The organism is Arthrobacter sp. zg-Y916, from assembly GCF_020907385.1.
GTDB lineage: Bacteria > Actinomycetota > Actinomycetes > Actinomycetales > Micrococcaceae > Arthrobacter_B > Arthrobacter_B caoxuetaonis.
In genome coordinates, this window is record NZ_JAJJOD010000002.1 from 89,257 (window position 1) to 114,896 (window position 25,640).

The following is a 25,640-nucleotide window of genomic DNA, read 5'->3' on the forward strand; positions in this document are numbered from 1 at the left end:
CCGTGGCCGGGTCAGCCGGCGGCGTCGGCGCTGCTGAGGCTTCTTCAGGGTCATCCGGTGCCGCGAATCCTGCAGCCGAAGACTCCTTCCCAACGAAGGCGGCCAAGCCGGCAGGGACATCCGCGGCGAATTCCGCCAAGGTGCAGGTGCTTCCCGCCGAAGGGGCGCAGGTCCACGAGCTGCGTCCGGAGACGTGGCCTGCCGGGGTCCGTACCGGCGATCCCGTGATCACGGCGACCCGGGAGGCCCCTGGAACGCCGGACAGAACGCAGGACCGCGCAGCGGGCAGCGCGACCCCTGGCGGTTCTTCTGCCGCCGGCAGCATCTCCGCCGAAAAGACCCCGGACGCGGATGCAAGCATTCTCGCGTTTCCTGAGCCCCCTGCCCGGCGCAGGCGGCGCTATGTGCTCGCTGGAGCCGGAACCGCCGTCGTCCTGCTGGCAGCACTGTTTGCCGTGCTGTTCTTCTCCCCGGCCCTGGCGCTGAAGAACCTCCAGGTGCAGGGAAACTCGCTGCTCAGCTCCGAAGAAGCCCAAAGTGCGCTTTCACCCCTCATGGGCCAGCCGCTGACCCTGATTTCCGACGCCGATGCGGCAGAGCTCCTTGCAGACCGTCCCGAGGTGGAAAGCGTGGAGGTCGCGGCGGTGCCGCCGTCGGACCTGGTAGTGACCATCAGGGAACGGACACCTGTTGCCGTCCTGCAGAATGGGCGCGAGTTCCTGCTCATTGACGAATCCGGCCGGCAGCTGGCTGCCGTAGGGGAGCGCGGAGCCGTGGCCCTGCCCCTGATCGACGGCGGCACCGAGGCCGTGAACAGCGAAGTCTTTCCCACTGTGGCCGCAGTGCTTGCGGCCCTTCCCGCCAACGTACTGGCACTGCTTGACCACGCGTCGGCGGAAACCGTTGATTCGGTTGAGCTTAAGCTGGCCAACGGCCAGACCGTGTTCTGGGGGAGCGCCGAGGCCAGTGTGGCCAAGGCCAGGGCGCTGGAAGCCCTGCTGCTGATGCCTCCCGCGGATCCGCCGGTAACGGTGTTCGACGTCAGTACGCCCAACCGTCCGGTCACACGATGAAGCTCACGGACAATTCACAGCAAGATTCTCACCGACACGCGCGGGGCGGTAATTGCGGAAGCTACCGCCGCCCCATAGCGTCGGGAGTAGAGCATTACTTGACATAACTATAACCCTCAACTCGAGGGTTAAGGTTGTTCGGTTGAAGGTTTGGCCGGGGGAAGTCCCGGCCGCATAAATCAGTTGCACAGATTTCGAACAAGGGACACAGGACGTGGCAGCACCGCAGAATTACTTGGCCGTCATCAAGGTCGTCGGCATCGGCGGCGGCGGCGTGAATGCCGTCAACCGAATGATCGACGTTGGACTCCGCGGAGTCGAGTTCATCGCCATCAATACGGACGCCCAGGCGCTCCTGATGAGCGACGCCGACGTGAAGCTTGACGTCGGACGGGAACTGACCCGCGGCCTCGGTGCCGGTGCTGATCCCGAGGTTGGCCGCAAGGCTGCAGAGGACCACGCCGAGGAAATCGAAGAGGTGCTCCGCGGGGCGGACATGGTCTTCGTAACCGCAGGCGAGGGCGGCGGTACAGGCACCGGCGGCGCGCCCGTGGTAGCCCGCATTGCACGCTCCCTCGGCGCCTTGACCATCGGCGTCGTCACCCGTCCGTTCACCTTCGAAGGCCGCCGGCGGTCGAACCAGGCCGAATCGGGCATCGACACCCTCCGGGACGAAGTCGACACCCTGATCGTCATCCCGAACGACCGGCTGCTCTCCATCAGCGACCGCAACGTCTCCATGCTGGACGCCTTCCGTTCCGCTGACCAGGTGCTGCTCTCAGGCGTACAGGGCATCACCGACCTGATCACCACCCCGGGCCTGATCAACCTCGACTTCGCTGACGTGAAGTCCGTCATGCAGGGTGCCGGCTCGGCCCTCATGGGCATCGGCTCCGCCCGCGGCGAGGACCGTGCCGTCAAGGCAGCGGAACTGGCTATCGCCTCTCCGCTGCTTGAGGCCTCGATCGACGGCGCCCACGGCGTCCTGCTGTCCATTCAGGGCGGTTCGGACCTGGGACTGTTCGAGATCAACGAGGCTGCCCGCCTTGTACAGGAAGTGGCACACCCCGAAGCCAACATCATCTTCGGTGCCGTCATTGATGACGCCCTGGGTGACGAGGCACGCGTCACGGTGATTGCAGCAGGGTTCGACCAGGTGGACGTCACGTCACAGCCGGTCTCGGCAAAGCCGGCCGAACAGCCTTCCGCCCCCGCCGCTGCAGTTGCTGCCGGTGTCGGAAACTCGGCCTGGGCCCAGCGCCCGCAGGCCTCCGACGTTCCTGCGGACGCAGGGTTCGACATCGACCTTCCTGCCGTCGTGGAGCCCGACCTCAGTGCCGGACGCCAGGATGACCTGGATGTTCCGGATTTCCTGAAGTAAGACCCAAGCAGTACCGGCGCGGGGTTGGCTGAACGGTGTTTTGGTGGGAAGGGCGCGGCCCAGGCGGGCTGCGGGTAGCTTTCACTGACACAGCGGCAGGCAACCTCGCGCTTCACGTTGGCGACGATCCGGGGGTGGTCCTGGGCCGGCGGCGGGCCCTGGAGGAACACATGGGTGTCCGGCCGGGCGGGCTGCGGTTCATGGAGCAGGTGCATTCCGCGATCGTGGCCAGCGTTCCGGATCCTGCGGCGCCGGCTGGCGTCCCCACCGCCGATGCGCTGCTGAGCACGGACGGGTCCACGCCCCTGGCCGTAATGGTTGCCGACTGCCTGCCCGTGCTTTTTGCCGGCACTGCCCCCGGCGGGAAGCTGGTCACGGCCGCTGCACACGCAGGGCGCCGCGGCCTGCTGGACGGGATCCTCCTCAACACGGTCCACGCCCTGCGGGATGCCGGAGCTGCTGATATCTCGGCCTGGATTGGCCCCGGCGTGTGCGGCAGGTGCTACGAAGTTCCCGCCTCCATGCTGGACGAGGCAGTCCACCTCCCCGGCGCGGTCTCCCGTACCAGCTGGGGAACCCCGGCCCTGGACCTTCCGGCGGCCGCCGCAGCGCAGCTGGCAACCCTGTCGGTGGACACCGAACGGGTGCCCGGATGCACCATGGAGGAGAAGGATCTCTTCTCCCACCGCAGGGATGCTCCCACCGGCCGCTTTGCCGGCGTCATCTGGTAAATCCCTTTTACGCAACACAAGGAAGTCATGAGCAGTACATCTCCCGACCGGGCGCTCGAGCTGGCGCAGCGGCTCGCCGCCGTGAAAACCCGGATTTCCGACGCCGCCGCATCGGCCGGCCGGCCGGCTCCGCAGTTGATTGTGGTCACCAAGTACTTCCCCGCCTCTGACGTTGAGGCCCTCTGGAACCTTGGGGTCCGGGACGTCGGGGAGAACAAGGCGCAGGAAGCGGAGGCCAAGGCAGCCGATTGTGCGTGTGCCGGGCTGAACTGGCATTTCATCGGGCAGCTGCAGACAAACAAGGCCAAGTCCGTGGCCAAGTATGCCCACGCGGTGCATTCCGTGGACCGTCCCGGACTTGTTTCGGCGCTGGCCAAGGCAATGGCCGGGGAAAACCTGCGCCGGGCGGAAGCCGGGGTGCCGGGACGCGGCCCGCTGGAGTGTTTCGTGCAGCTCGATCTCCGCCCTGCAGCAGACGCGGCACCGGGCAGGGGAGGGGCAAAGCCGGCGGACCTGACTGCCCTGGCAGATGCAGTCTCGCAGCACCCTGAACTGCGCCTGGCCGGGGTCATGGCAGTCGCACCGCTGGGAGAAGACCCCGGGGCTGCCTTTGGCCGCCTGCAGGAGCTGTCCCGTGTGCTGGTCTCACGCTATCCCGGCGCCAACGCAATCTCTGCGGGCATGAGCCAGGACCTTGAAGCCGCTGTGCAGCACGGCGCGACACACCTGCGGATTGGTTCAGATGTTCTCGGTCCCCGCCCCGCCGTGGGGTAGCGTCAAACATGGCAGGTTCCAGCATGCGGAACCGGCGACACTGGCAGGGGCAACTCAATGCCAACACTGGATAACGCGGGACGCTGAAGGACTGAAGGAGCAACCATGGCTGGCGCAATGCGCAGGACGATGATCTACCTTGGGCTCGCCGATGGCGATGAGCTGTACGAGGACGAGCAGAAGCCCGTGCGCGAGAGCTCTGCCAGGGACGAAGAGTACGCGCCGGAGAACGATCGGAGCGACCGTGAGCCGGCCGCCCAGTCGCAGCCGGCCCGTTCCACCGCGGTAGAGGAATACCGCGCTCCGGTAACACCCATCAAGCGCGCCCCCTCATCGGCAAAGGAAGACGTGGCAGGCTTGCGGCAGATCACTACCGTCCATCCCCGTTCCTACAATGACGCCAAGATCATCGGCGAGAGCTTCCGTGATGGAATCCCGGTGATCATGAACGTCACTGACATGGGAGAGTCCGATGCGAAGCGCCTCGTGGACTTCTCGGCGGGACTCGTCTTCGGTTTGCGCGGTACGATCGAAAGGGTGACCAACAAGGTCTTCCTGCTCTCGCCGTCCTACGTCGAGGTGCTGGGAGACGACAAGAAGGTCAGCGAGTCCCAGTCCACCTTCTTCAACCAGAGCTAACCGCCGTCCCTGTCCCGGGGACCGTGCGGGCAGTCCTGAACCTACGGCGGAAACGAAAACACGCGTGAGTATTATTTTTGCCCTGTTGTATCTGGTGCTGATGCTTTTCCAGCTGGCACTGATACTGCGCATCGTGTACGACGCGGTCCAGATGTTCGCCCGTCAGTGGCGTCCCAAGGGGCCTGCCCTTGTTCTGGCCACGGCCGTCTACGGTGCCACTGACCCACCCGTTCGGGCCCTGCGGCGGATTATCCCTCCGCTGCGTCTGGGCGGGGTTTCCCTGGACCTTGCGTTCCTGGTGCTTTTCATCGTCGTAGGCATTGCCATGCAGATCGTGGCTGCCGCCGGCACGTAGTACCTGCGGCCCGGAGTTCCGGTTCGTAACGGGAACGCAAAAGATATAATGTGAAAATTATATTGATTTGATCCCTGATTTTATGTTCGAGTTCTGTAACTAGGCTCACCTGCCAGACAGCAGGTGGAGTCTGATAACCAGTATGAGGTGACCAGATGGCTCTGACGCCAGAAGATGTTGTCAACAAGCGGTTCCAGCCGACTAAGTTCCGTGAAGGCTACGACCAGGATGAGGTGGATGACTTCCTCGACGAAATCGTCGTGGAACTCCGCCGCCTGAATGCCGAGAACGAAGACCTGCGCCGGCAGCTCGCCGAAGCAGTGGCAGGTGCCCCCGCAGGCAACCAGGTCCCTGCACCGGTGTCCGCAGCTTCGAAGACCGAACAGGTTTCCCAGCCGGTCAAGGAAGAGAAGAAGCCCGAGCCCAAGCCGGAGCCGAAGGTCGAGGCCCCGAAGGTTGAGGCTCCGCGTGCCCAGGAGGCACCCTCTTCCGCAGCCAATCCGGCTGAGTCCGCCGCAGGCATTCTGGCAATGGCCCAGAAGATGCACGACGACTATGTCAGCGCAGGCGTTGAGCAGCGCGACAAGATCATCGCCGAGGCTCAGATCGAAGCCAGCGGACTCGTCACTGAGGCACAGGAGAAGAGCCGCAAGATCCTCAGCTCCCTGGAACAGCAGAAGGCACTCCTGGAGCGCAAGGTGGAGCAGCTGCGCGGCTTCGAGCGTGACTACCGCACCCGTCTGAAGGCCTACATCGAAGGCCAGCTGCGCGACCTCGATTCCCGCGGTTCCGTAGCTTCGGAGACGGCTGACGCGTAAGCGAACGCCCCTGTCCGTCTGGACGGATATAAATCAGGATTAGACTGGTTACAGAACCACGGGCCGGTGGCCGGGACCTCCCGGCCGCCGGCCCGTGGCGTTTTGGCCCTGTACCGGGCCGCCCAGGTCCCGAAAACGAAAGCATCATGACTGACTCTCCGAACGCACCTGCCGAGCAGCCCCAGCCCCCCGTGCGGCCCAAAGCTGCCCTGACCCGCTACGCCCTGATCATGGCCTGCTGCGCCTTGGCCGCGTGGGTGCTGGACCAGCTCACGAAGATCTGGGTCGTCTCCACCATGACCGAGGGCCAGGTCACTGACGTTTTGGGCTCCGTGCTGCGCTGGCACTTCATCCGGAATCCCGGAGCGGCGTTTTCCATCGGGACGGATTACACCTGGGTCTTCACCATCATCATGGTGGTGGTCTCCGGCTTCCTCATCTACCTCATGTTCCGGCTGCGTTCCCTGGGCTGGTCCATCGCCCTCGGGCTCGTGCTGGGCGGGGCGCTGGGCAACCTGACCGACCGCCTTTTCCGCGAGCCTTCGTTCGGCCAGGGACACGTCGTCGACTTTATTGCCCTCCCCAACTTCGCCATCTTCAACATTGCAGACTCCTGTGTGGTCTCGGGCGTGATCCTGGTGTGCCTGCTGACGCTGCGCGGAATCAATATGGACGGCACCCGGGCCACCAGCAGCAAGGACGCTGCAGATGCCTGAGATCCACGCCAAGTTCACTATCGGCGAGGAGCACGACGGCGGCAGGGCCGACGCCGTGCTGGGCACCCTGCTGGACATTTCCCGTTCCACCGCTGCCAGCTGGTGTGCCGAGGGATGGCTGACCCGTGCAGGCAAACCCGTGGCCAAGTCTGACCGCCTGCGGACCGGCGACATCGTAGCCGCCGACGTGCCGGAACTGCCGGATCCGCTGGCCGTCGTCGTCGAACCCATCGATGACCTGAAAATCCTTGGTGACGATGAGCACTTCGTCGTCATCGACAAGCCGGTGGGCGTTGCGGCGCACCCCTCGCCGGGCTGGGTTGGCCCCACCGTCGTGGGCGGCCTCGCCGCCGCCGGCTACCGCATCTCCACCTCCGGTGCGGGGGAGCGGCAGGGAATTGTGCACCGCCTCGACGTCGGGACCTCCGGCGTGATGGTGGTGGCCAAGACCGAACACGCCTACAACGTGCTGAAGCAGGCGTTCCGGGACCGCACGGTGGAGAAGGAATACCATGCCCTGGTGCAGGGGCTGCCGGATCCGCTTGAAGGAACCATCGACGCGCCCATCGGCCGCCACCCCGGACACGACTGGCGCTTTGCCGTCATCGATGACGGACGGGACTCGGTCACGCACTACAAGGTCCTTGAGGCCTTCGGCCGCGCATCGCTGGTGGAAGTGCACCTCGAAACCGGCCGGACACACCAGATCCGCGTGCACTTTTCCGCCCTGCGCCACCCCTGCGCGGGTGACCTCACGTATGGTGCCGATCCCCGTCTTGCCGCGGAACTGGGCCTGACCAGGCAGTGGCTGCATGCCCGGAAGCTGGGCTTCACGCATCCCGGAACCGGGAACTGGGTCGAGTATGAATCGGCCTACCCCCAGGACCTGCAGTATGCGCTCGACGCGCTGGAACGCGGGGACGTCTAGGCGGACGCCGCGCGCCCCTAGAATGGTTAGGTGGCTTCAGCAACTAGTTCGTCCAAATCGTTTGTCCATCTTCACAACCACACCGAGTATTCGATGCTGGACGGTGCCGCCAGGCTGACCGACCTCTTCAGCCATGCCGACGAACTGGGCATGAATGCCCTGGCAACGACGGACCACGGGTTCGTCTTCGGGGCCTTCGACTTCTGGAACAAGGCACGCAACTCCGGGATCAAGCCGATCATCGGCGTCGAGGCCTACCTGACTCCGGGGACGGCGCGCCAGGACAAGACCCGTGTGAAGTGGGGCGACGGCGGCCGGAACGACGTCTCCGGCGCCGGTGCCTACACGCACATGACGATGTGGGCCGAGACTACCGAGGGCATGCACAACCTCTTCCGGATGTCCTCCCTGGCCTCCCTGGAGGGCTACCTCTACAAACCGCGGATGGACCGGGACCTGCTGCAGACCTACGGCAAGGGCCTGATCGCCACGACGGGCTGCCCGTCCGGGGAAGTACAGACGAAGCTCAGGCTGGGCCTCTACAAGGAAGCCGTCCAGGCGGCGTCCGATTTCCGGGACATCTTCGGCAAGGACAACTTCTTCTGCGAGCTGATGGACCACGGCTTGGATATTGAGCGCAATATCCAGGCTGACCTGATCAAGCTCGCCAAGGAGCTGGGCCTGCCGCTGGTAGCCACGAATGACCTGCACTACACCCACGCCGAAGACGCTTCCGCGCACGCGGCGCTGCTCTGCGTGCAGTCCGGTTCCTCCCTGGCGGATCCGAAGCGGTTCAAGTTCGACGCCGACGAGTTCTACCTCAAGTCTCCTGACGAGATGCGCTCGATCTTCCGCGACCACCCGGACGCCTGCGACAACACGCTGCTCATTGCCGAGCGCTGTGACGTCGAGTTCAACACCAAGGCCAACTACATGCCGCGGTTCCCCACCCCGGAGGGGGAAAACGAGGAATCCTGGTTCGTCAAGGAAGTCGAGAAGGGGCTGCAGAAGCGCTACCCGGGCGGCATCTCGGACGCCGTGCGCAAGCGTGCCGACTATGAGGTCGGCATCATCGCCCAGATGGGCTTCCCGGGATACTTCCTGGTGGTGGCCGACTTCATCAACTGGGCGAAGAAGAACGGCATCCGGGTTGGCCCCGGACGAGGCTCCGGCGCCGGCTCCATGGCCGCCTACGCCATGGGGATCACCGACCTGGACCCGCTGCAGCACGGCCTGATTTTCGAGCGGTTCCTCAACCCGGACCGTGTGTCCATGCCCGACTTCGACGTCGACTTCGATGATCGGCGCCGCTCCGAGGTGATCCATTACGTCACGGAGAAGTACGGTGATGAGCGTGTTGCCATGATCGTTACGTACGGCACCATCAAGGCCAAGCAGGCTTTGAAGGATTCCTCCCGCGTGATGGGCTACCCCTTCTCTGTCGGAGAACGCCTGACCAAGGCGATGCCGCCGGACGTGATGGGCAAGGGCCTGTCTCTGGCCGACGTGCACAACAAGGAAGCCAAACGCTACGGCGAGGCAGAGGAACTGCGCGAACTGCTGCGCACTGATCCCGATTCCCAGCGCGTGTTCGACACCGCCCTGGGGCTTGAAGGCCTGAAGCGCCAGTGGGGGGTCCACGCCGCCGGCGTGATCATGTCCTCCGACCCCCTGATCGACATCATCCCGATCATGCGGCGCGAGCAGGACGGGCAGGTTATTACGCAGTTCGATTACCCCACCTGCGAAGGCCTGGGGCTGATCAAGATGGACTTCCTCGGCCTGCGGAACCTGACGATCGTCTCCGACGCAGTGGAGAACATCAAGAACAACCGCGGCGAGGACCTGGTCCTGGAAGACCTTCCGCTGGATCTGAAGGAAGCCTACGACCTCCTGGCCAGCGGTGACACACTGGGTGTGTTCCAGCTCGACGGCGGTCCCATGCGGTCACTGCTCAAGAGCATGCGGCCGGACAACTTCGAAGACATCTCCGCTGTCATCGCCCTGTACCGCCCCGGGCCCATGGGTGCGAACTCGCACACGAACTACGCCCTGCGCAAGACCGGCCAGCAGGAAATCACCCCGATCCACCCGGAGCTCGAGGAACCGCTCGCGGAAATCCTGAACACCACCTACGGCCTGATTGTCTATCAGGAGCAGGTTATGGCCATCGCCCAGAAGGTGGCAGGATTCAGCCTCGGCCAGGCAGATATCCTCCGCCGCGCCATGGGCAAAAAGAAGAAATCCGAGCTGGACAAGCAGTACGCCGGCTTCCACCAGGGCATGGTGGACCGCGGCTACTCGGAAGCAGCCATCAAGGCGCTTTGGGACATCCTGCTCCCGTTCTCCGACTACGCCTTCAACAAGGCGCACTCCGCTGCCTACGGCGTGGTGTCGTACTGGACCGCGTACCTCAAGGCCAAGTACCCGGCCGAATACATGGCTGCCCTCCTGACCTCGGTCGGAGATGACAAGGACAAGCTGGCCATGTACCTGAACGAGTGCCGGAAGATGGGCATCACGGTGCTGCCGCCGGACGTCAACGAATCCTCCGTGAACTTCACCCCTGTGGGCAAGGACATCCGCTTCGGCATGGGAGCGATCCGCAACGTGGGCACCAACGTTGTCCAGGCCATGGTGGGCGCCCGCGAAGAAAAGGGAGCGTTCACCAACTTCAAGGACTTCCTCATGAAGGTCCCTGCGGTGGTCTGCAACAAGCGGACTATCGAGTCCCTCATCAAGGCCGGCGCGTTCGACTCAATGGGCCATGCCCGCCGTCCGCTGGCCATGATCCATGAAGAGGCCATCGATTCCGTGGTGGTCCTCAAGCGCAACGAAGCCGTAGGCCAGTTCGACCTGTTCGCCGGCATCGGGGACGCGGAACCGGAAGCCTCCATTTCCATCGACATCCCGGACCTGCCCGAGTGGGAGAAGAAGGACAAGCTGTCCTTTGAACGGGACATGCTGGGCCTGTACGTCTCCGACCACCCGCTTCAGGGCCTGGAAGGCATCCTCAGCCAGCACGCCGACTCCTCGATCACCTCGATCGTCAGCGAGGAAGGTCCGGCGGACGGTTCCATCGTCACCATCGCAGGAATGATCACATCCCTGCAGCGCCGCATCGCCAAGAACAGCGGCAACGCGTACGCGCGCTGTGAGATCGAGGACCTGGCCGGGTCCATGGAAGTCATGTTCTTTGGCCAGGTCTACGGGCCGATCGCCGCTGTCCTCGCTGAGGACCTGATCGTCGTCGTCCGCGGCCGGTTGCAGCGGCGCGACGACGGTGCCGTCACCTTGAACGCGCAGGAGCTGACCGTCCCGGACCTCAGCGAGGGACATTCGGGTCCAGTCGTTATTTCGATGGCGACCTATAAGGCCACCGAAACCGTGGTGACGCAGCTCCGCGATGTGCTCCGCACCCACCCCGGAACCTCGGAGGTCCAGATCCGGCTCAACGGCAGCCGCACCGTGGAGGTCATGAAACTGGGCGTGGACATGCGGGTCAACCCGACGCCGTCGCTCTTTGGTGACTTGAAGGTGCTTCTGGGCCCCGCATGCCTCGATGCCTAGGTAGAATAGATTCGTGACTTCTTCCACTCCTGATGTTCGTCCTGACCTGCTGTTTCCTGCCCTCCGCACGCTGGACCTGCGCGGCCGGAAGCTCTCTGCCGCAGAACTGAAAGCGGTCATGCCGCGTGCCGAGACCACAACCGACGTCGCGTCGGATGCTGTCGCCGCGATCATCGGCGATGTGCGCGCCCGCGGGTTTGCCGCGCTCTCGGAACTTGCGGCAAAGTTTGACGGCGTTGAGCTCGCCCATCCGCTGGTTCCCCGCGAGGCCCTTCGCACGGCACTGAAGGAACTCGATCCGGCCGTACGGGCCGGCCTCGAAGAGTCGATCCGCCGTGCCCGCATCTTTGCCGAAGCGCACCGCCCGGCCGACGTGGAAGTCGATATTGCCGACGGCGCGAAGGTCACCCACCGCTGGGTTCCGGTCAACCGGGTGGGACTCTACGTTCCGGGCGGACTGGCCGTCTACCCGTCCTCCGTGGTCATGAATGTGGTGCCGGCACAGGCCGCCGGGGTTGCTTCCCTGGCCCTGACGTCGCCGCCGCAGAAGGAATTCGGCGGCCTGCCGCACCCCACCATCCTTGCGGCTGCCGAACTGCTGGGGATCGAAGAGGTGTACGCCGTTGGCGGTGCCCAGGCGATCGCCGCGTTTGCCTACGGTATTCCCGCCGGAGACGCCGGTCCCGCACTGGAACCGGTGGATGTCGTCACCGGCCCGGGCAACGTCTTCGTGGCCACGGCCAAGCGGCTGGTCAAGGGCGTCGTCGGGATTGACGCCGAAGCCGGCCCCACCGAGATTGCCGTGCTTGCGGACGGGTCTGCCGATCCCAGGCTGGTAGCCGCGGACCTGATCAGCCAGGCCGAGCACGATCCCAACGCTGCATCCGTCCTCGTGACGGATTCCGAAGAGCTTGCCGGGTCCGTCCGTGCCGCCCTGGAGGACCAGGTGGCCTCCACCAAGCACTCAGAGCGGGTCCGCACCGCACTCTCCGGCGCCCAGTCCGCCGTCGTCCTGGTTGATGGACTGGAGCAGGGTATTGCGGTCTGCAACGCCTACGGCGCAGAGCACCTGGAAATCCAGACCGCCGATGCACAGGCGGTGGCCGGCCGGATCACGAGCGCCGGAGCCATTTTCGTGGGCAACTACAGCCCGGTCAGCCTGGGTGACTACTGCTCCGGTTCAAACCACGTGCTGCCGACCGCGGGCACCGCTGCGTTCTCGTCCGGCCTGAACGTCACGACGTTCATGCGGGCGATCCAGGTCATCGACTACAGCCGGGATGCCCTGGCCGAGGTCAGCGCACACGTCGTGGCACTCTCACGCGCCGAGGACCTGCCCGCACACGGTGATGCCGTCAGTATCCGGTTCGCCGGGTAAGCTCCCGCGGGAGACCTCCTACAACGGGGTGCCAAGCCCTCACCGCTTGTGCGTGAAAGGACCGAGGAATGTACTGTCCGTACTGCCGGAACGCCGACTCGCGGGTCGTCGACAGCCGCCTCGCTGACGACGGTTCCGCCATCCGGCGCAGACGCCAGTGTCCCGAATGCGGGCGCCGTTTCAGCACGGTGGAAACCACCAGCCTCAGCGTGATCAAGCGTTCCGGAGTGGCCGAGCCCTTTAGCCGCAGCAAGGTCATCAACGGTGCCCGCAAGGCGTGCCAGGGACGGCCGGTAAGCGAGGACGACCTGGCGCTGCTGGCGCAGGAGGTTGAGGAGACTATCCGTGCCTCCGGCGTCGCTGAAATCCAGGCTCATGAAGTGGGGCTGGCCATCCTGCAGCCGCTGCAGAAACTGGACCAGGTGGCCTACCTCCGCTTCGCCAGCGTCTACCAGTCCTTCGAGTCGCTTGAAGACTTCGAGACGGCTATTGCCGCGCTGCGGGCCGATTCCGCCCGCGCCGGCAGCGTGCCCGCCGGAGCGCAGCGTCCTCTGACAGCCCAGTAGCCGCCTCGCAAAACGAGATGGCAGAAACTGCTGGTTTGGAAGCCCTAACCAGCAGTTTCTGCCATCAAGACGGGGTTACTTGACGTAGTTGAAGTGCAGTGCAGCCTGGAGCGCCCCACCCACGATTCCCGCATTGTTCTTCAGGTTGGCGGTGACCACGGGGGTTCGCAGGTCGAGCATCGGCAGGAAGTCCTCGCTGCGCTTGGAGATGCCGCCGCCGATCACGAACAGGTCGGGGGAGAAGAGGAACTCCACGTGGGAGAAGTACCGCTGGAGGCGGTGGGCGTACTCTTCCCAGCTGATGTTGTCCCGCTCCCGGGCGGAGGCGGAGGCGCGGGACTCGGCGTCCACGCCGTCGATCTCGAGGTGGCCAAGCTCGGCGTTGGGAACCAGCGCACCGTTGGAGATCAGCGCGGATCCGATGCCGGTGCCGAGGGTGATGACCAGGACCGTTCCGCCCACCCCCTTGCCGGCGCCGTAGCGGGCTTCAGCCAGGCCGGCTGCATCGGCGTCGTTCATCACCTGGACTTCCCGGTTGAGCGCCTTGGTGAGCAGGGCGTCGACGTCGGTGTCCACCCAGCTCTTGTCCACGTTCGCTGCGGAACGGGCTACACCGTGCTGGATGATGGCCGGGAAGGTCACGCCAACAGGGACCTCGGTTCCCGGGCCCTCGGGGCGTGAAGAGAGCTCGGCAACGATCTGCCCGACGACGCCGGCCACAGCCTCAGGCGTGGCAGGCTGCGGGGTGGGGATCCGGAAGCGGTCGCCGATGAGCTTGCCCTTGTTCAGGTCGACGATGCCGCCCTTGATGCCCGTGCCGCCGATGTCGATGCCAATGACGGCATCGTGCTTGTTCTTCTGCTTCTTGGCCATGGTTCTCCAGTGCTAGGCGTTGCGCTACGGCAGGGTCAGGATTTCGGCGCCGTTGTCCGTGACAAGCAGCGTGTGTTCGAACTGGGCGGTTCGCTTGCGGTCTTTGGTCAGGACGGTCCAGTTGTCCTCCCACATGTCCCACTCGATGGTCCCGAGTGTGAGCATAGGCTCAATGGTAAACACCATTCCGGTTTCGATGAGCCGGCTGTACGCCGGTGCGGCGTCGTAGTGCGGGATGATCAGGCCCGTGTGGAAGGCCTCGCCGACGCCGTGGCCCGTGAAGTCGCGGACCACGCCGTAGCCGAACCGCTTGGCGTAGGACTCGATGGCCCGGCCGATCACGTTGATTTCGCGGCCCGGCATGACGGCCTTGATGGCGCGCCGCAGCGACTCCGCCGTGCGCTCCACGAGCAGGCGGGACTCTTCGTCGACGTCGCCGGCCAGGAAGGTGTAGTTGGTGTCGCCGTGGACCCCGTTGATGTAGGCGGTGATGTCGACGTTGACGATGTCGCCGTCCTGGATGACCGTGGAATCGGGGATGCCGTGGCAGATGACTTCATTGACCGAGGTGCAGACGGACTTCGGGAAGCCCCGGTAGCCAAGCGTCGACGGGTAGGCCTTGTGGTCCAGCAGGAATTCATGCGCGACGACGTCCAGCTCATCAGTGGTGACGCCGGGCTGGATGTGGTTGCCGACCTCGACGATGGCCTGGGCCGCGATGCGGCTGGCAATGCGGATCTTCTCGATCGTCTCCGCCGACTTCACCTCTGAGCCCGTGAACTTTGCCGGCGCCTCCCTGTCTACATACTCGGGACGGGGAATCGACGCCGGCACGGGGCGGCGGGGAGAGACCCGTCCCGGCTGCAGGCGTCCAAGGGGTGCAGTGGCAATATTCTGGGGCATAGTATCGATCTTATCGCCAGCGCTCCGTGCCAACGCATGGGGCCGGCAATGTCCACTGTCCAGCCGCTTAAACGGCGCGGACGCACAACCCTGAGGAGGGCCCATGGCCGAGTTCTGGTTCAACGTGCAGACCCACGAAGTCGAAGTTGGCCCGCAGTCCGACTGGACCAAGCTGATCGGACCCTACCCCAGCCGTGAGGAAGCGGAACGCGCGCTGCAGAAGGTCCAGGCCCGCAACGAGGCCTGGGACCGGCAGGACGAGGACTGAGCTTCGTGCCGGAGCTCGAAGCTGGGCTCCGGGCTAGAAGCTGTGCTCCGGACCTGGGAACGTTCCGCTGCGGACTTCCTCGGCATACTCGCGGGCCGCGGTTGAAAGGACAGTCCGGACGTCGGCGAAAGCCTTGACGAAGCGCGGTGCCTTGCCGCCGCGCATACCCGCCATGTCCTGCCAGACCAGCACCTGTCCGGTCGTCGCGTTTCCGGCGCCAATGCCGATCGTGGGTACCGGCACGGCCGCGTCAACGGCGGCGGCGACGTCGGCGGGAACCATTTCCATCAGCACGCAGAACGCGCCGGCTTCGGCCAGGGCGACGGCGTCGTCGATAACTGCCTGCGCGGCATCTCCGCGGCCCTGCACCTTGTAACCTCCCAGCGCATGCTCGCTCTGGGGAGTGAAGCCAACATGGGCCATGACGGGGATTCCGGCAGCCGTCATCGCCCGGACGTGACCGGCGTAGTGCGCGCCGCCCTCCATCTTGACTGCCTGGACCCCTGCCTCCTTCATGAGCCGGACCGAGGACTCAATGGCCTGGGCGGGGGAGACCTCGTAGGAACCAAAGGGCAGGTCGCACACGATCAGGGCGCGCTTGGCTCCGGCAGCCACTGACTTGGCGAAGACGATCATTTCGTCCAGCGTGATGGGCAGCGTCGTGTCATGGCCCATGACGTTGTTGGCTGCGGAATCACCGATCAGCAGGGCCTCGATGCCGGCTTCGTCAAAGATCGCCGCGGTGTACTGGTCGTAGGCGGTCAGCATGGCGAACTTGCCGCCGGAATCCTTGAGCTGCTGGAGGTAGGACGTACGCACGCGCTTCGGCAGGGCAGGGGCCTGTGCCGGGTCGGTACCGTACGGTTTGGGCTGTTCAGCGCTGGTCATGATGTGAGCCTACTAAATATTGGCGCATACGGCCGGGCCCCGCGGAGCCCGGCCGGCACGTAATCTCCGGCCACACGCGGGCCGCGGACCGAAAAACCGGTTCCGGCTGGGTAGAGTATTTGCAGGCCGCGCACACCACCGGCCCCATCCCGGTCCGGGCGCTTCCTTGCCGCAGGGGACGGGCAGAAGGGTTTCAGATCAGGACCCGCCACAGCGAACCACAGCGAAAGAGGTAAGCATGAACCGCCAGCAGGAATTCGTTCTGCGCACGATCGAAGAACGCGATGTGCGGTTTGTCCGGCTCTGGTTTACCGACGTTGTGGGGTCCATGAAGTCCGTGGCCCTGGCCCCTGCCGAAGTTGAAGGGGCTTTCGAGGAAGGCCTCGGGTTCGACGGTTCCTCGATCGAGGGCCTGGCCCGCATCTTTGAATCCGACATGCTGGCCCAGCCGGACCCGTCCACCTTCCAGATCCTTCCCTGGCGCGGCGACGCGGAGCAGACCTCCCGGATGTTCTGCGACATCCTGACCCCTGACGGCCAGCCGTCTGCAGCGGACCCCCGCAACGTGCTCAAGCGCCAGCTGGCCAAGGCGGCCGACATGGGCTTCACCTGCTACACCCACCCGGAGATCGAGTTCTACCTCCTGAAGTCGGACCAGCCTGGTCCTGACGGCGAACCCGTTCCCGTTGACCGCGCCGGGTACTTCGACCACGTTCCCGGCGGCGTGGCCCAAGACTTCCGGCGTACTGCCGTGTCCATGCTTGAAGCAGTGGGCATCTCCGTGGAGTTCAGCCATCACGAAGCCGGTCCCGGCCAGAACGAAATTGACCTGCGCTACGCGGATGCCCTGCAGACCGCGGACAACATCATGACCTTCCGGACGGTCGTGAAAGAGGTCGCACTGATGACGGACTGCTACGCAACCTTCATGCCGAAGCCGTTCTCCGACCACCCCGGTTCCGGCATGCACACCCACTTCTCGCTCTTTGAAGGCGACTCCAACGCGTTCTTCGAGGCCGGCGCCGAGTTCCAGCTTTCGACGACGGCCCGCCAGTTCATGGCCGGCATCCTGCGCCATGCCCCGGAATTCACCGCCGTGACCAACCAGTTCGTGAACTCCTACAAGCGGCTGTGGGGCGGCGGCGAGGCTCCGAGCTATCTCTCCTGGGGCCACAACAACCGTTCTGCGCTGCTGCGCGTACCGCTGTACAAGCCGGGCAAGGGACAGTCCGCCCGGATCGAGTACCGCGGCATCGACTCCGCAGCCAACCCGTACCTGTCCTACGCCGTGCTGCTCGGTGCCGGCCTGAAGGGCATCGAAGAAGGCTACGATCTGCCCCCGGGTGCTGAGGACGACATCGAGTCGCTGAGCGCCGCCGAGCGCCGCGCCATGGGCCACTCTCCGCTGCCTTCGAGCCTCCACGACGCCATCCGTGTGATGGAGGAATCCGAACTGGTGGCCGGCATCCTGGGCGAGCAGGTCTTCGAGAATTTCCTGAGGAACAAGCAGGCCGACTGGAACGAGTACCGCCAGCAGGTCACGGCCTTCGAGCTGAAGAAGAACCTGAGCATCCTCTAGCGAAAGCGCCGGTGAGCTGATGAGCCTGACCAGACGCATGATTGCCACCGGGTTCACGGACCTGGAGAAGAGTGAACGCTTCCTCGCTGCCCCCGAGCTGTCGGGGATAGACGAGGAGAGGCTCTTCGCCGGATTTGCCCGGGCGGCAAACCCGGACATGGCACTGCAGTCACTGGTCAGGCTCCTGAGCCGCATCCCGTCGCTCGCTGAGCTGGTCAATGCGGAACCGGACGACGCCGAGGCGCTGTTCCGGGTGCTGGGCGCCTCGGAGGCGCTGGCGGAGTTTGTCATGCGCCACCCGGAGAACGCGGACCTGCTGGCTTCGGAGCTGCGCGCGGAACCTGGTGCGGTACCGGGCCGGATACTGCGCGCATCGCTGCTGGAATCCGTGGGAGCTGCCTCAGGCCCGAATTCGGTGGCAGCGGTGACGGGCACACAGGCCTATGTCAGCCTGCGCGCCCGGTACAGGCGCCACCTGCTGGACCTGGCCATCCGGGACCTCGGCGCGGCGTCGCCGGAAGATACGATGCCCGCGGTGGGCCGGGAACTGGCAGACCTTGCGGCGGCGGCACTGGAAGCGGCCCTGGCAGTGTCCCGGGCGGAACTTGCCGCGGCCTTTGACCCGGCAGACGTCGCAGCCGTCCGTCTGGCCATCATCGGCATGGGCAAGTGCGGTGCCAGCGAGCTCAACTACATTTCCGACGTCGACGTCATCTATGTCATCGAAGCGCCGGGTCTGGATGAACCGCTGGCGAACCGCATTGGCACTGCCATGGCCGCCGGAGTTTCCCGTGCCATCAACGCCTCAGCCATGGAGCCGGGCCTGTGGGACGTTGACGCAAACCTGCGCCCGGAGGGCAAGGACGGACCCCTGGTCCGGACGCTGGAGTCGCACCTGAACTACTACCAGCGCTGGGCACACACCTGGGAATTCCAGGCGCTGCTCAAGGCACGCGCCATCGCCGGTGACCCGGATCTGGGCCGGCGGTACGAGGACGCGGTCGCGCCGCTGATCTGGTCCAGTTCCGAGCGGGAGGGGTTTGTGGAGTCCGTCCAGGCCATGCGCCGGCGGGTCACCGACCATATCCCCGCCCATGAGGAAGCCCGGCAGATCAAACTTGGCAAGGGCGGGCTGCGGGACGTGGAGTTCACCGTCCAGCTGCTTCAGCTGGTCCACGGCCGGATCGATGAAACCCTGCGGGTCCGCACCACGACGTCGGCAATCGCGGCACTCAGCGAAGGCGGCTACATCGGCCGCGGAGATGCGGCGGACCTGGATGCGGCGTACCGGTACCTGCGTGTCCTGGAACACCGCATCCAGATGGTCCACATGCGCCGCACGCACCTGATGCCGGAGTCGGATCCGGCGCTGCGTGCCCTGTCAAAGTCCTCCGCCGGTTCCCTGGCCCTCATCCGGCCGAGCGCCGAGCGTCTGCTGGAAACCTGGCAGCGGACCAAGCGGCTGGTCCGCCGGCTGCACGAATCGATCTTCTACCGTCCGCTGCTGAACACTGCCTCCAACCTGTCCGAGGACGAGGTCCGGCTGACGCCGGAAGCCGCGCAGGCCAGGCTGGCTGCCCTGGGCTATGCGGACCCCAAGGGCGCCATGCGGCACATTGAGGCGCTGACCAACGGCATCAGCCGCCGGGCGGCCCTGCAGCGGCAGCTGCTTCCCGTGCTGCTGGCCTGGCTGGCAGACGGTGTGGACCCCGACGCCGGCCTGCTTGGCTTCCGCCGGCTCAGCGAGTCCCTCGGAGACAGCCACTGGTACCTGGGCATGCTGCGCGATTCCTCCGCGGCGGGGGAGCGCCTGTGCCACATCCTCTCCTCCTCCCGCTTCATCAGCGACCTGCTGGAAGTTTCCCCCGAATCCACCGCGTGGCTGGGCACGGACAAGGATCTGTCCCCGCTGGGCTTCGACGCCCTCTGGCAGGAAATACGGGCCAAAATGTCCCGCCACCCCCGGTCCGGAGAGGCTGCACGCCTGATCCGCCTGATCCGTCGCCGCGAAATGCTCCGGATCGCGGTGGCGGACAGTGCCGGCCTGCTCTCGCAGGAAGAAGTCGGCCGGGCGCTCTCGGACAATGACCGCGCCGCCGTGCTGGGCATGCTGCATACCGCGGAAAACGAGGTCTACAGCTCGGAAGAGCAGCTGACGGACATGCTGGTGGTTGCCATGGGACGGCAGGGCGGCCGAGAGATCGGCTACGGCTCAGACGCCGACGTCCTGTACGTGCACCGCCCGCTTCCCGGCGCAGATCCGCAGGCGGCGCAGAAGCAGGCCGAGCGGATTGTCGGGCTCATCTCATCCCTCCTGCAGCAGCCCTGCCAGCCCGCCGTCCTGGCTGAACGGGTCCTGGAGCTGGACGCCGGGCTGCGCCCCGAGGGCAGACAGGGGCCGCTGGTGCGGACCCTCGATTCATACCGGGGCTACTATGAACGCTGGTCCCTGGCCTGGGAGGCACAGGCGCTGCTCCGTGCGCGGCCCATGGCAGGCGATGACAGGCTGGGAGAGGATTTCCTGGCCCTGGTTGACCCCATCCGGTATCCGGAATCCCTCGACAAGGCAGATATCCGGGAGATCCGGCGCATCAAGGCACGCGTCGAAGCTGAACGCCTGCCACGGGGCGCCGATCCCTCCCGCCACGTCAAGCTGGGCCGCGGCGGCCTCAGCGACGTCGAGTGGCTGGTGCAGCTGCTGCAGTTGCAGCATGCCCATTCCTACCCGGCCCTGCGCACCACGGCGACGCTGGCAGCGCTGGACGCGATCAGCGACGCCGGGTTCCTGCCGGACGCCGACGTACAGATCCTCCGGGAGAGCTGGCTGCTGGCCAGCCGGATCCGTTGTGCAAACGTGATCCGCGGCGGAAGGAACGCCGACGTGCTTCCTTCCTCGCGGCGTGAACTCGAAGCCGTGGCCCGCTGGTGCGGTTACCCTGCAGGTCAGGGCGGCGTGTTGGAAGAACACTACCTCCGGATCACGCGCCGGGCGCGGGGTGTTTTCGAACGCTGGTTCTACGGCTACGGGCTCGAAGGGACCTGAGCCCGGACCCCGCGGTAAATTGGGTGCCCGCATTCCTAGTAGTCTTTTTGGTGGCGTTTGCTGCGCATCGCCGCGAACCATTAGCTAGGAGACGTTTACTTTGCACAGTGGCAAACGGGCGCTGAAAAGCCCCGCCTCACTCGCGGTTCCCCTCACCTCCCTGCTTGCAGCGCTGGCGCTGCTGCTGGGCATCCCCGCAACCGGGGCCTTCGCGGCCACCTCACCGGCACCGGACAGCGTGGCGGGCAAAACCTACACCATCGGTACTGATACCACCTTCGCTCCCTTCGAGTTCCGTGAAAACGGCGAGCTCGTCGGTATCGACATCGACCTGATGAACGCGATTGCGGAGGACCAGGGCTTTGCGGTGGAAATCCGTTCCCTCGGGTTCGACGCCGCCCTTCAGGCGCTGCAGTCCAACCAGGTCGACGGCGTCATCGCCGGCATGTCCATCACCGAGGAACGGCAAAAGGTCTTCGACTTCTCTGACCCGTACTTCGAATCCGGCATCCAGATGGCCGTGGCGGAAAACAACAACGACGTGGCCGGGTACGAAGACCTGGAAGGCAAGCGCGTTGCCGTCAAGACCGGCACGGAAGGCCAGGCCTTCGCCGAGTCCATCAAGGACGAGTATGGCTTCGACGTCATCGCTTTCGCCCAGTCGGCCCAGATGTACGACGACGTCAAGGCCGGTTCCTCGGTCGCCGTGTTCGACGACTACCCGGTCCTTGCCTACGGCATCAAGTCAGGCAACGGGCTGAAGACCGTCACGGACAAGGAAGTTGGCTCCTCCTACGGCTTTGCCGTGAATGCGGAGACCAACCCGGAACTCCTGGAAGCGTTCAACGCGGGCCTTGCGAACCTGCAGGAGTCCGGCGAATACGACGAGATCCTGGACCGCTACCTGGATGCCGGCGCCGCCGACTCCAGCTTCTGGTCCCTGGTCACCGACAACGCACCCGCCTTCGCCAAGGGCTTGGGCCTGACGCTGCTGGCGACCGCGCTGTCACTGTTCTTCGCGCTGATCCTCGGTGTGATTTTCGGTTTCTTCAAGGTCAGCTCCAAGATCGTGCTGCGCGGCATCGCCACCACCTACGTGAGCATCTTCCGCGGGACCCCTGTTTTGGTGCAGGCCTTCTTCTTCTACTTCGGCCTGCCCCAGCTCATCGGCCAGCCGGTCGACGTCCTCACTGCCGGCGTGCTGACACTGAGCCTGAACGCCGGTGCCTACATGACCGAGATCGTGCGCGGCGGCATCCAGTCCGTGGATCCGGGCCAGATGGAAGCGGCGCGCAGCCTGGGCCTTGGCTACGGCAAGACGATGCAGAAGATCATCATTCCGCAGGCCGTGAAGATCATGACGCCGTCCTTCATTAACCAGTTCGTGATCACCCTGAAGGACACGTCGCTGCTTGCCGTCATCGGCTTCGCCGAGCTGACCTACCAGGCACAGCAGGTCTACGCGGTGAACTTCCGCACCGCAGAGGTGCTGATCATCGTCGCAGCCCTGTACTTCATCGTGATCACGCTGCTGACCAAGCTGGCGGACGTCCTGGATAAGAGGTTCAACAAGTGAGCAAGATCCAAACCATCGGCCTGCGCAAGTCCTACGGTCCGGTCGAGGTCCTGAAGGGACTGGACGTCGCCGTCGCCGAGGGCGAAGTGGTCTGCGTGATCGGCCCGTCCGGCTCCGGCAAGTCGACTTTCCTGCGCTGCCTGAACAAGCTTGAAGACATCACGGCCGGCAAGGTCGTGATCGACGGCTTCGACCTCACCGACCCGAAGGTGGACCTGAACAAGGTCCGCCAGCACATCGGCATGGTCTTCCAGCACTTCAACCTGTTCCCGCACATGACCGTGCTGCAGAACATCATGCTGGCACCGGTGGAACTGAAGAAGGGTTCCAAGGCCGAGGTCCGTGCCAACGCCCTGGCGCTGCTGGACCGCGTTGGGCTGGCCGACAAGGCCGATGCCCGCCCGGCGCAGCTCTCCGGCGGCCAGAAGCAGCGTGTGGCCATTGCCCGTGCGCTGGCCATGAAGCCGGACGTGATGCTCTTCGACGAGGCCACTTCGGCCCTCGACCCCGAAATGGTCGGCGAAGTGCTCCAGGTCATCCGCGACCTCGCCAAGGACGGCATGACCATGGTCGTGGTCACGCACGAAATGGGCTTTGCCCGCGAAGTGGCCGACCGGGTTGTCTTTATGGCTGACGGGCTCATTGTGGAGGAAAACTCCCCGGAGGAACTCTTCGGCAACCCGCAGTCGTCCCGGCTGCAGGACTTCCTGGCCAAGGTCCTCTAAGGCCGAAGCTGACGACGACGGCGGTGCGGTGCCCGGCTGGGTGCAGCACCGCCGTCGTGCGTTGAGCCTTTCAGCCGAAGGCTGCTTGGCTGCGCGCCTGGCCGAACGGCGCCCAGAACCAGTCGAAGTTCTCATCCGGCCCGGCCATGAAGCGCTGGGTGAAGACCACCCCGATGTCCCCGTTCGGATAGACGGCGGCGCTGGTGCCGGAACCTCCTGCCCAGCCCCACATGCCGGGTTCGGACCAGCTCGCCCCCGGACCGGTCTGTACCGCACTCATAAAGCCCCAGGATTCCTCCGGCCCGGCCAGTTCGGCAAATCCGGGCCGCTGGGCGTCCGTGAGCTGGTCGGAGGTCATCTGGGCACCCAGCCCGGCCGGAAGCAGGACATCATCGGCCAGCGCCGCCAAGAACGCCACGAAGTCCGGAACAGTGGAGACAAGGCCGCCGGCCAGGGACTCGAAGACCGGCGGTGACGCGAACGCGTCCTGGTAGGCTGCAGCCTCGAGAAGACCGCCGGCGGTGGCTTCATAGGCCGCCGGAAACTCCTCCTGCCCTGTCGGGAAATCCGTTCCAGCAAGTCCCAGGGGGCCGGTGATGCGTTCCGCCAGCAGATCCCTCAGCGGTATGCCGGCCACTTTCGGCAGGAGCGCGGAGAGCACGTCGGCACCTGCGTGGTACATCCACCGGTCACCGGGCTGCGCAGCGAGCGGAAGGCTTCCCAGCCGGGCCATGTACTCGTCGGGGGCCAGGGCCGGGGGAGTGGGGCCCCACAGCAGGTCGCGTGTAGCTGCGGCGTAGGGCGTCGGTCCGAAATCGATTCCAAAGCCTGCGGTCATGGTCAGGAGGTGGCGGAGCGTCATCGGTCCCCGCGCCGGGCCCGTCACGGCCAGCGGCGCGTCAGGCGTGGCCAGCACCCGGAGTTCGGCCAGGTCGGGAAGCCAGCGGGAGACGTCGTCGTCCAGGTCCAGCGTCCCGTCCGCAACCAGCGACAGGGCCAGTGCGCCTCCCACCAGTTTGCTGAGGGAGGAGATCCGGAACGGCGTTGCGGGGTTCATGGGACGGACGTCATCGAGTGCATAGGTACCCGCGGCGTGTACCTCCACCTCACCGCCGATCCGCACGCCCGCGACGAGCCCCGGGCACCATCCCGAAGAAACCCTGGCTTCCAGGCTGTCCCACAGTCCATCGGTTAATCCAGGCATGGATCCACACTGTCCCAGCCTCCGGGACGGGTCAAGGCTGACCCGAAACCATGTTTCCCCCGCCAGCCGGGCAATACAAAAGGGTCCGCACTCTGCCTCCCGGCAGTGCGCGGACCCTTCAGTGGACCATCGCCGCTTTAGCGGCGGGACGTCCTAGACGCCGTAGTAGAGCTCGAACTCGTAGGGGTTCGGGCGCAGGGACAGCGGGAAGATTTCCTTCTCGCGCTTGTACTCGATCCAGGCATCGATCATGTCCTGGGTGAACACGCCGCCGGCCTGCAGGAACTCGTTGTCGGCTTCCAGCGCTTCCAGGGCTTCCTCAAGGGAGCCCGGAGCCTTCTGGATGTGCTTGGCCTCTTCGGCGGGGAGCTCGTAGAGGTCCTTGTCGATCGGGTCAGCCGGCTCAATCCGGTTCTTGATTCCGTCCAGGCCTGCCATCAGCTGCGCAGCAAACGCCAGGTACGGGTTGGACGAGGGATCCGGAGCGCGGAACTCGATGCGCTTGGCCTTCGGGTTGGAGCCCGTGATCGGAATACGGATACCGGCCGAGCGGTTGCCCTGCGAGTAAACCATGTTGACCGGGGCTTCGAAGCCCTTGACCAGCCGGCGGTAGGAGTTGACCGTCGGGTTGGTGAAAGCGAGGACGGCGGAAGCGTGCTTCAGCAGGCCGCCAATGTACCAGCGTGCGACGTCGGACAGGCCGGCGTAGCCCTTCTCGTCATAGAAGAGCGGCTCGCCGCCGTTCCACAGCGACTGGTGGCAGTGCATGCCCGAGCCGTTGTCGTTGAAGATCGGCTTCGGCATGAACGTCGCGGACTTGCCCCAGGCATCGGCAACGTTCTTGACGATGTACTTGAATTTCATCAAGTCATCGGCAGCGTGCGTGAGCGTGGTGAACTTGTAGTTGATTTCGGCCTGGCCGGCGCCGCCGACTTCGTGGTGGGAGCGCTCGACCTCGAGGCCGACGTTGTCCAGTTCGACGCAGATGGCGTCGCGCAGGTCAGCCTGCTTGTCCACGGGAGCGACCGGGAAGTAACCGCCCTTGTAGGGAGTCTTGTTGCCCAGGTTGCCGCCTTCTTCTTCACGGCCGCTGTTCCAGGGAGCTTCAATCGAGTCGACCTTGTAGAAGCTGCCCTGCGGAGCGGATTCGTACTGGACGTTGTCGAAGATGAAGAACTCGGCTTCGGGGGCGAAGAACGCCGTGTCGGCGATGCCGGTGGAAGCCAGGTAGGCTTCGGCGCGCTCGGCTACGCCGCGGGGATCGCGGTGGTACGGCTCACCGGTGCGCGGGTTGACGATGGAGAAGTTCAGGGCGAGGGTCTTCTCGATGCGGAACGGATCCAGGAACGCGGTGGTCACGTCCGGGATCAGCTGCATGTCGGACTCGGCAATGCCCTGGAAACCGCGGATGGAGGATCCGTCGAAGAGCTGGCCGTTGACGAAGAAATCGGCATCGACGGACTTTGCCGGCACGTTGAAGTGCTGCTGCACGCCGGGCAGGTCGGTGAATCGAATGTCGACGAATTTAACTTCTTCGTCAGCGATGAACTTGAGGACCTCGTCCGCATTCTTGAACATCGTTTTTATGCTCCTTTTACAAGTTTGAGTGGAAGGGCCTCGGGCGGTGGACCTGTCCATGCACCGGCGCCGGT

At 65.1% G+C, this 25,640-nt stretch carries 22 protein-coding genes; 17 read left to right on the forward strand and 5 right to left on the reverse strand.

The features are described 5' to 3' along the window. The first annotated feature begins 2 nt into the window (after positions 1–2). The 12 genes from LOC59_RS05695 to nrdR all read left to right on the forward strand — a co-directional run bounded on the left by LOC59_RS05695 (position 3) and on the right by nrdR (position 12,929). Positions 3–1,073, forward strand: a complete 1,071-nt coding sequence (locus LOC59_RS05695) for a cell division protein FtsQ/DivIB (protein WP_229970978.1) — start codon at positions 3–5, stop codon at positions 1,071–1,073. A 214-nt stretch (positions 1,074–1,287) separates the two neighbouring features. Further along, positions 1,288–2,454 (forward strand): cell division protein FtsZ, encoded by a 1,167-nt coding sequence (ftsZ, locus tag LOC59_RS05700; protein ID WP_227897131.1) that lies wholly within the window; start codon positions 1,288–1,290, stop codon positions 2,452–2,454. 35 nt (positions 2,455–2,489) lie between these two features. Continuing rightward, positions 2,490–3,185, forward strand: coding sequence for a polyphenol oxidase family protein (locus LOC59_RS05705; RefSeq protein WP_227917200.1), 696 nt, complete (start codon positions 2,490–2,492; stop codon positions 3,183–3,185). 27 nt (positions 3,186–3,212) lie between these two features. Continuing rightward, positions 3,213–3,959 carry a YggS family pyridoxal phosphate-dependent enzyme gene (locus LOC59_RS05710; RefSeq protein WP_227897129.1) on the forward strand — a complete coding sequence of 249 codons (747 nt, stop codon included), beginning with the start codon at positions 3,213–3,215 and terminating at the stop codon, positions 3,957–3,959. 105 nt (positions 3,960–4,064) lie between these two features. Beyond that, the gene (locus LOC59_RS05715; protein WP_227917201.1) at positions 4,065–4,598 is read left to right on the forward strand and encodes a cell division protein SepF; all 534 of its coding nucleotides are present in this window, start codon (positions 4,065–4,067) and stop codon (positions 4,596–4,598) included. A gap of 64 nt (positions 4,599–4,662) precedes the next feature. Beyond that, positions 4,663–4,953 (forward strand): YggT family protein, encoded by a 291-nt coding sequence (locus tag LOC59_RS05720; RefSeq protein ID WP_227897127.1) that lies wholly within the window; start codon positions 4,663–4,665, stop codon positions 4,951–4,953. 155 nt (positions 4,954–5,108) lie between these two features. Then, the gene (locus LOC59_RS05725; protein ID WP_227897126.1) at positions 5,109–5,771 is read left to right on the forward strand and encodes a DivIVA domain-containing protein; all 663 of its coding nucleotides are present in this window, start codon (positions 5,109–5,111) and stop codon (positions 5,769–5,771) included. Between the two features lie 146 nt (positions 5,772–5,917). Further along, a complete protein-coding gene (gene lspA / locus LOC59_RS05730; RefSeq protein ID WP_227897125.1) occupies positions 5,918–6,487 on the forward strand; it encodes a signal peptidase II in 570 nt (189 codons plus the stop codon). Beyond that, positions 6,480–7,415: an RluA family pseudouridine synthase gene (locus LOC59_RS05735; protein WP_227897124.1), complete on the forward strand. Its 936-nt coding sequence runs from the start codon at positions 6,480–6,482 to the stop codon at positions 7,413–7,415. The genes lspA and LOC59_RS05735 overlap by 8 nt, the downstream gene beginning before the upstream one ends. Positions 7,416–7,445: 30 nt before the next feature. Then, positions 7,446–10,985: a DNA polymerase III subunit alpha gene (gene dnaE, locus LOC59_RS05740; protein ID WP_227917204.1), complete on the forward strand. Its 3,540-nt coding sequence runs from the start codon at positions 7,446–7,448 to the stop codon at positions 10,983–10,985. Between the two features lie 13 nt (positions 10,986–10,998). Continuing rightward, positions 10,999–12,363: a histidinol dehydrogenase gene (gene hisD / locus LOC59_RS05745; protein ID WP_227897122.1), complete on the forward strand. Its 1,365-nt coding sequence runs from the start codon at positions 10,999–11,001 to the stop codon at positions 12,361–12,363. 68 nt (positions 12,364–12,431) lie between these two features. After that, positions 12,432–12,929 (forward strand): transcriptional regulator NrdR, encoded by a 498-nt coding sequence (gene nrdR, locus LOC59_RS05750; protein ID WP_227897121.1) that lies wholly within the window; start codon positions 12,432–12,434, stop codon positions 12,927–12,929. 75 nt (positions 12,930–13,004) lie between these two features. On the opposite strand, the gene ppgK is transcribed toward nrdR, so the two are convergent. Further along, positions 13,005–13,802 carry a polyphosphate--glucose phosphotransferase gene (gene ppgK / locus LOC59_RS05755; protein WP_227897120.1) on the reverse strand — a complete coding sequence of 266 codons (798 nt, stop codon included), beginning with the start codon at positions 13,800–13,802 and terminating at the stop codon, positions 13,005–13,007. A 24-nt stretch (positions 13,803–13,826) separates the two neighbouring features. Next, positions 13,827–14,705, reverse strand: a complete 879-nt coding sequence (gene map, locus LOC59_RS05760) for a type I methionyl aminopeptidase (protein WP_227897119.1) — start codon at positions 14,703–14,705, stop codon at positions 13,827–13,829. Between the two features lie 103 nt (positions 14,706–14,808). On the opposite strand from map, the gene LOC59_RS05765 reads away from it, so the two are divergent. Further along, complete coding sequence (locus LOC59_RS05765) at positions 14,809–14,973, forward strand: SPOR domain-containing protein (protein ID WP_227897118.1); 165 nt, start codon at positions 14,809–14,811, stop codon at positions 14,971–14,973. A 33-nt stretch (positions 14,974–15,006) separates the two neighbouring features. Here LOC59_RS05765 and panB read toward each other — a convergent pair whose 3' ends face one another. Then, on the reverse strand, positions 15,007–15,861 hold the full coding sequence (panB, locus tag LOC59_RS05770) for a 3-methyl-2-oxobutanoate hydroxymethyltransferase (protein WP_227897117.1): 855 nt from the start codon (positions 15,859–15,861) through the stop codon (positions 15,007–15,009). Positions 15,862–16,099: 238 nt separating this feature from the next. Here panB and LOC59_RS05775 point away from each other — a divergent pair, with 238 nt between their 5' ends. The 4 genes from LOC59_RS05775 (at position 16,100) to LOC59_RS05790 (ending at position 22,784) form a co-directional block, all read left to right on the forward strand. Beyond that, entirely contained in the window at positions 16,100–17,440 is a 1,341-nt protein-coding gene (locus LOC59_RS05775) for a glutamine synthetase family protein (RefSeq protein ID WP_227897116.1), read from the forward strand. Between the two features lie 19 nt (positions 17,441–17,459). Continuing rightward, complete coding sequence (locus LOC59_RS05780) at positions 17,460–20,483, forward strand: bifunctional [glutamine synthetase] adenylyltransferase/[glutamine synthetase]-adenylyl-L-tyrosine phosphorylase (RefSeq protein ID WP_229970981.1); 3,024 nt, start codon at positions 17,460–17,462, stop codon at positions 20,481–20,483. Between the two features lie 100 nt (positions 20,484–20,583). Beyond that, positions 20,584–22,059, forward strand: coding sequence for an amino acid ABC transporter substrate-binding protein/permease (locus LOC59_RS05785; protein WP_227917207.1), 1,476 nt, complete (start codon positions 20,584–20,586; stop codon positions 22,057–22,059). Further along, positions 22,056–22,784, forward strand: coding sequence for an amino acid ABC transporter ATP-binding protein (locus tag LOC59_RS05790; RefSeq protein WP_229970983.1), 729 nt, complete (start codon positions 22,056–22,058; stop codon positions 22,782–22,784). Before LOC59_RS05785 ends, LOC59_RS05790 begins: the two co-directional genes overlap by 4 nt. Positions 22,785–22,854: 70 nt before the next feature. On the opposite strand, the gene LOC59_RS05795 is transcribed toward LOC59_RS05790, so the two are convergent. Both LOC59_RS05795 and glnA read right to left on the reverse strand, forming a co-directional pair. Further along, complete coding sequence (locus LOC59_RS05795) at positions 22,855–23,988, reverse strand: serine hydrolase domain-containing protein (protein ID WP_229970985.1); 1,134 nt, start codon at positions 23,986–23,988, stop codon at positions 22,855–22,857. Between the two features lie 153 nt (positions 23,989–24,141). Beyond that, positions 24,142–25,566 carry a type I glutamate--ammonia ligase gene (gene glnA / locus LOC59_RS05800; protein ID WP_227897111.1) on the reverse strand — a complete coding sequence of 475 codons (1,425 nt, stop codon included), beginning with the start codon at positions 25,564–25,566 and terminating at the stop codon, positions 24,142–24,144. Positions 25,567–25,640: the final 74 nt, after the last annotated feature.

What these genes read in the sequence shown, in the direction of transcription:
- LOC59_RS05710 (WP_227897129.1), top strand. Translation starts at nt 3,213, where the DNA reads ATGAGCAGTACATCTCCCGACCGGGCGCTCGAGCTGGCGCAGCGGCTC.
- LOC59_RS05715 (WP_227917201.1), top strand. Translation starts at nt 4,065, where the DNA reads ATGGCTGGCGCAATGCGCAGGACGATGATCTACCTTGGGCTCGCCGAT.
- LOC59_RS05725 (WP_227897126.1), top strand. Translation starts at nt 5,109, where the DNA reads ATGGCTCTGACGCCAGAAGATGTTGTCAACAAGCGGTTCCAGCCGACT.
- lspA (WP_227897125.1), top strand. Translation starts at nt 5,918, where the DNA reads ATGACTGACTCTCCGAACGCACCTGCCGAGCAGCCCCAGCCCCCCGTG.
- LOC59_RS05735 (WP_227897124.1), top strand. Translation starts at nt 6,480, where the DNA reads ATGCCTGAGATCCACGCCAAGTTCACTATCGGCGAGGAGCACGACGGC.
- nrdR (WP_227897121.1), top strand. Translation starts at nt 12,432, where the DNA reads ATGTACTGTCCGTACTGCCGGAACGCCGACTCGCGGGTCGTCGACAGC.
- ppgK (WP_227897120.1), bottom strand. Translation starts at nt 13,802, where the DNA reads ATGGCCAAGAAGCAGAAGAACAAGCACGATGCCGTCATTGGCATCGAC.
- map (WP_227897119.1), bottom strand. Translation starts at nt 14,705, where the DNA reads ATGCCCCAGAATATTGCCACTGCACCCCTTGGACGCCTGCAGCCGGGA.
- LOC59_RS05765 (WP_227897118.1), top strand. Translation starts at nt 14,809, where the DNA reads ATGGCCGAGTTCTGGTTCAACGTGCAGACCCACGAAGTCGAAGTTGGC.
- panB (WP_227897117.1), bottom strand. Translation starts at nt 15,861, where the DNA reads ATGACCAGCGCTGAACAGCCCAAACCGTACGGTACCGACCCGGCACAG.
- LOC59_RS05775 (WP_227897116.1), top strand. Translation starts at nt 16,100, where the DNA reads ATGAACCGCCAGCAGGAATTCGTTCTGCGCACGATCGAAGAACGCGAT.
- LOC59_RS05780 (WP_229970981.1), top strand. Translation starts at nt 17,460, where the DNA reads ATGAGCCTGACCAGACGCATGATTGCCACCGGGTTCACGGACCTGGAG.
- LOC59_RS05795 (WP_229970985.1), bottom strand. Translation starts at nt 23,988, where the DNA reads ATGCCTGGATTAACCGATGGACTGTGGGACAGCCTGGAAGCCAGGGTT.
- glnA (WP_227897111.1), bottom strand. Translation starts at nt 25,566, where the DNA reads ATGTTCAAGAATGCGGACGAGGTCCTCAAGTTCATCGCTGACGAAGAA.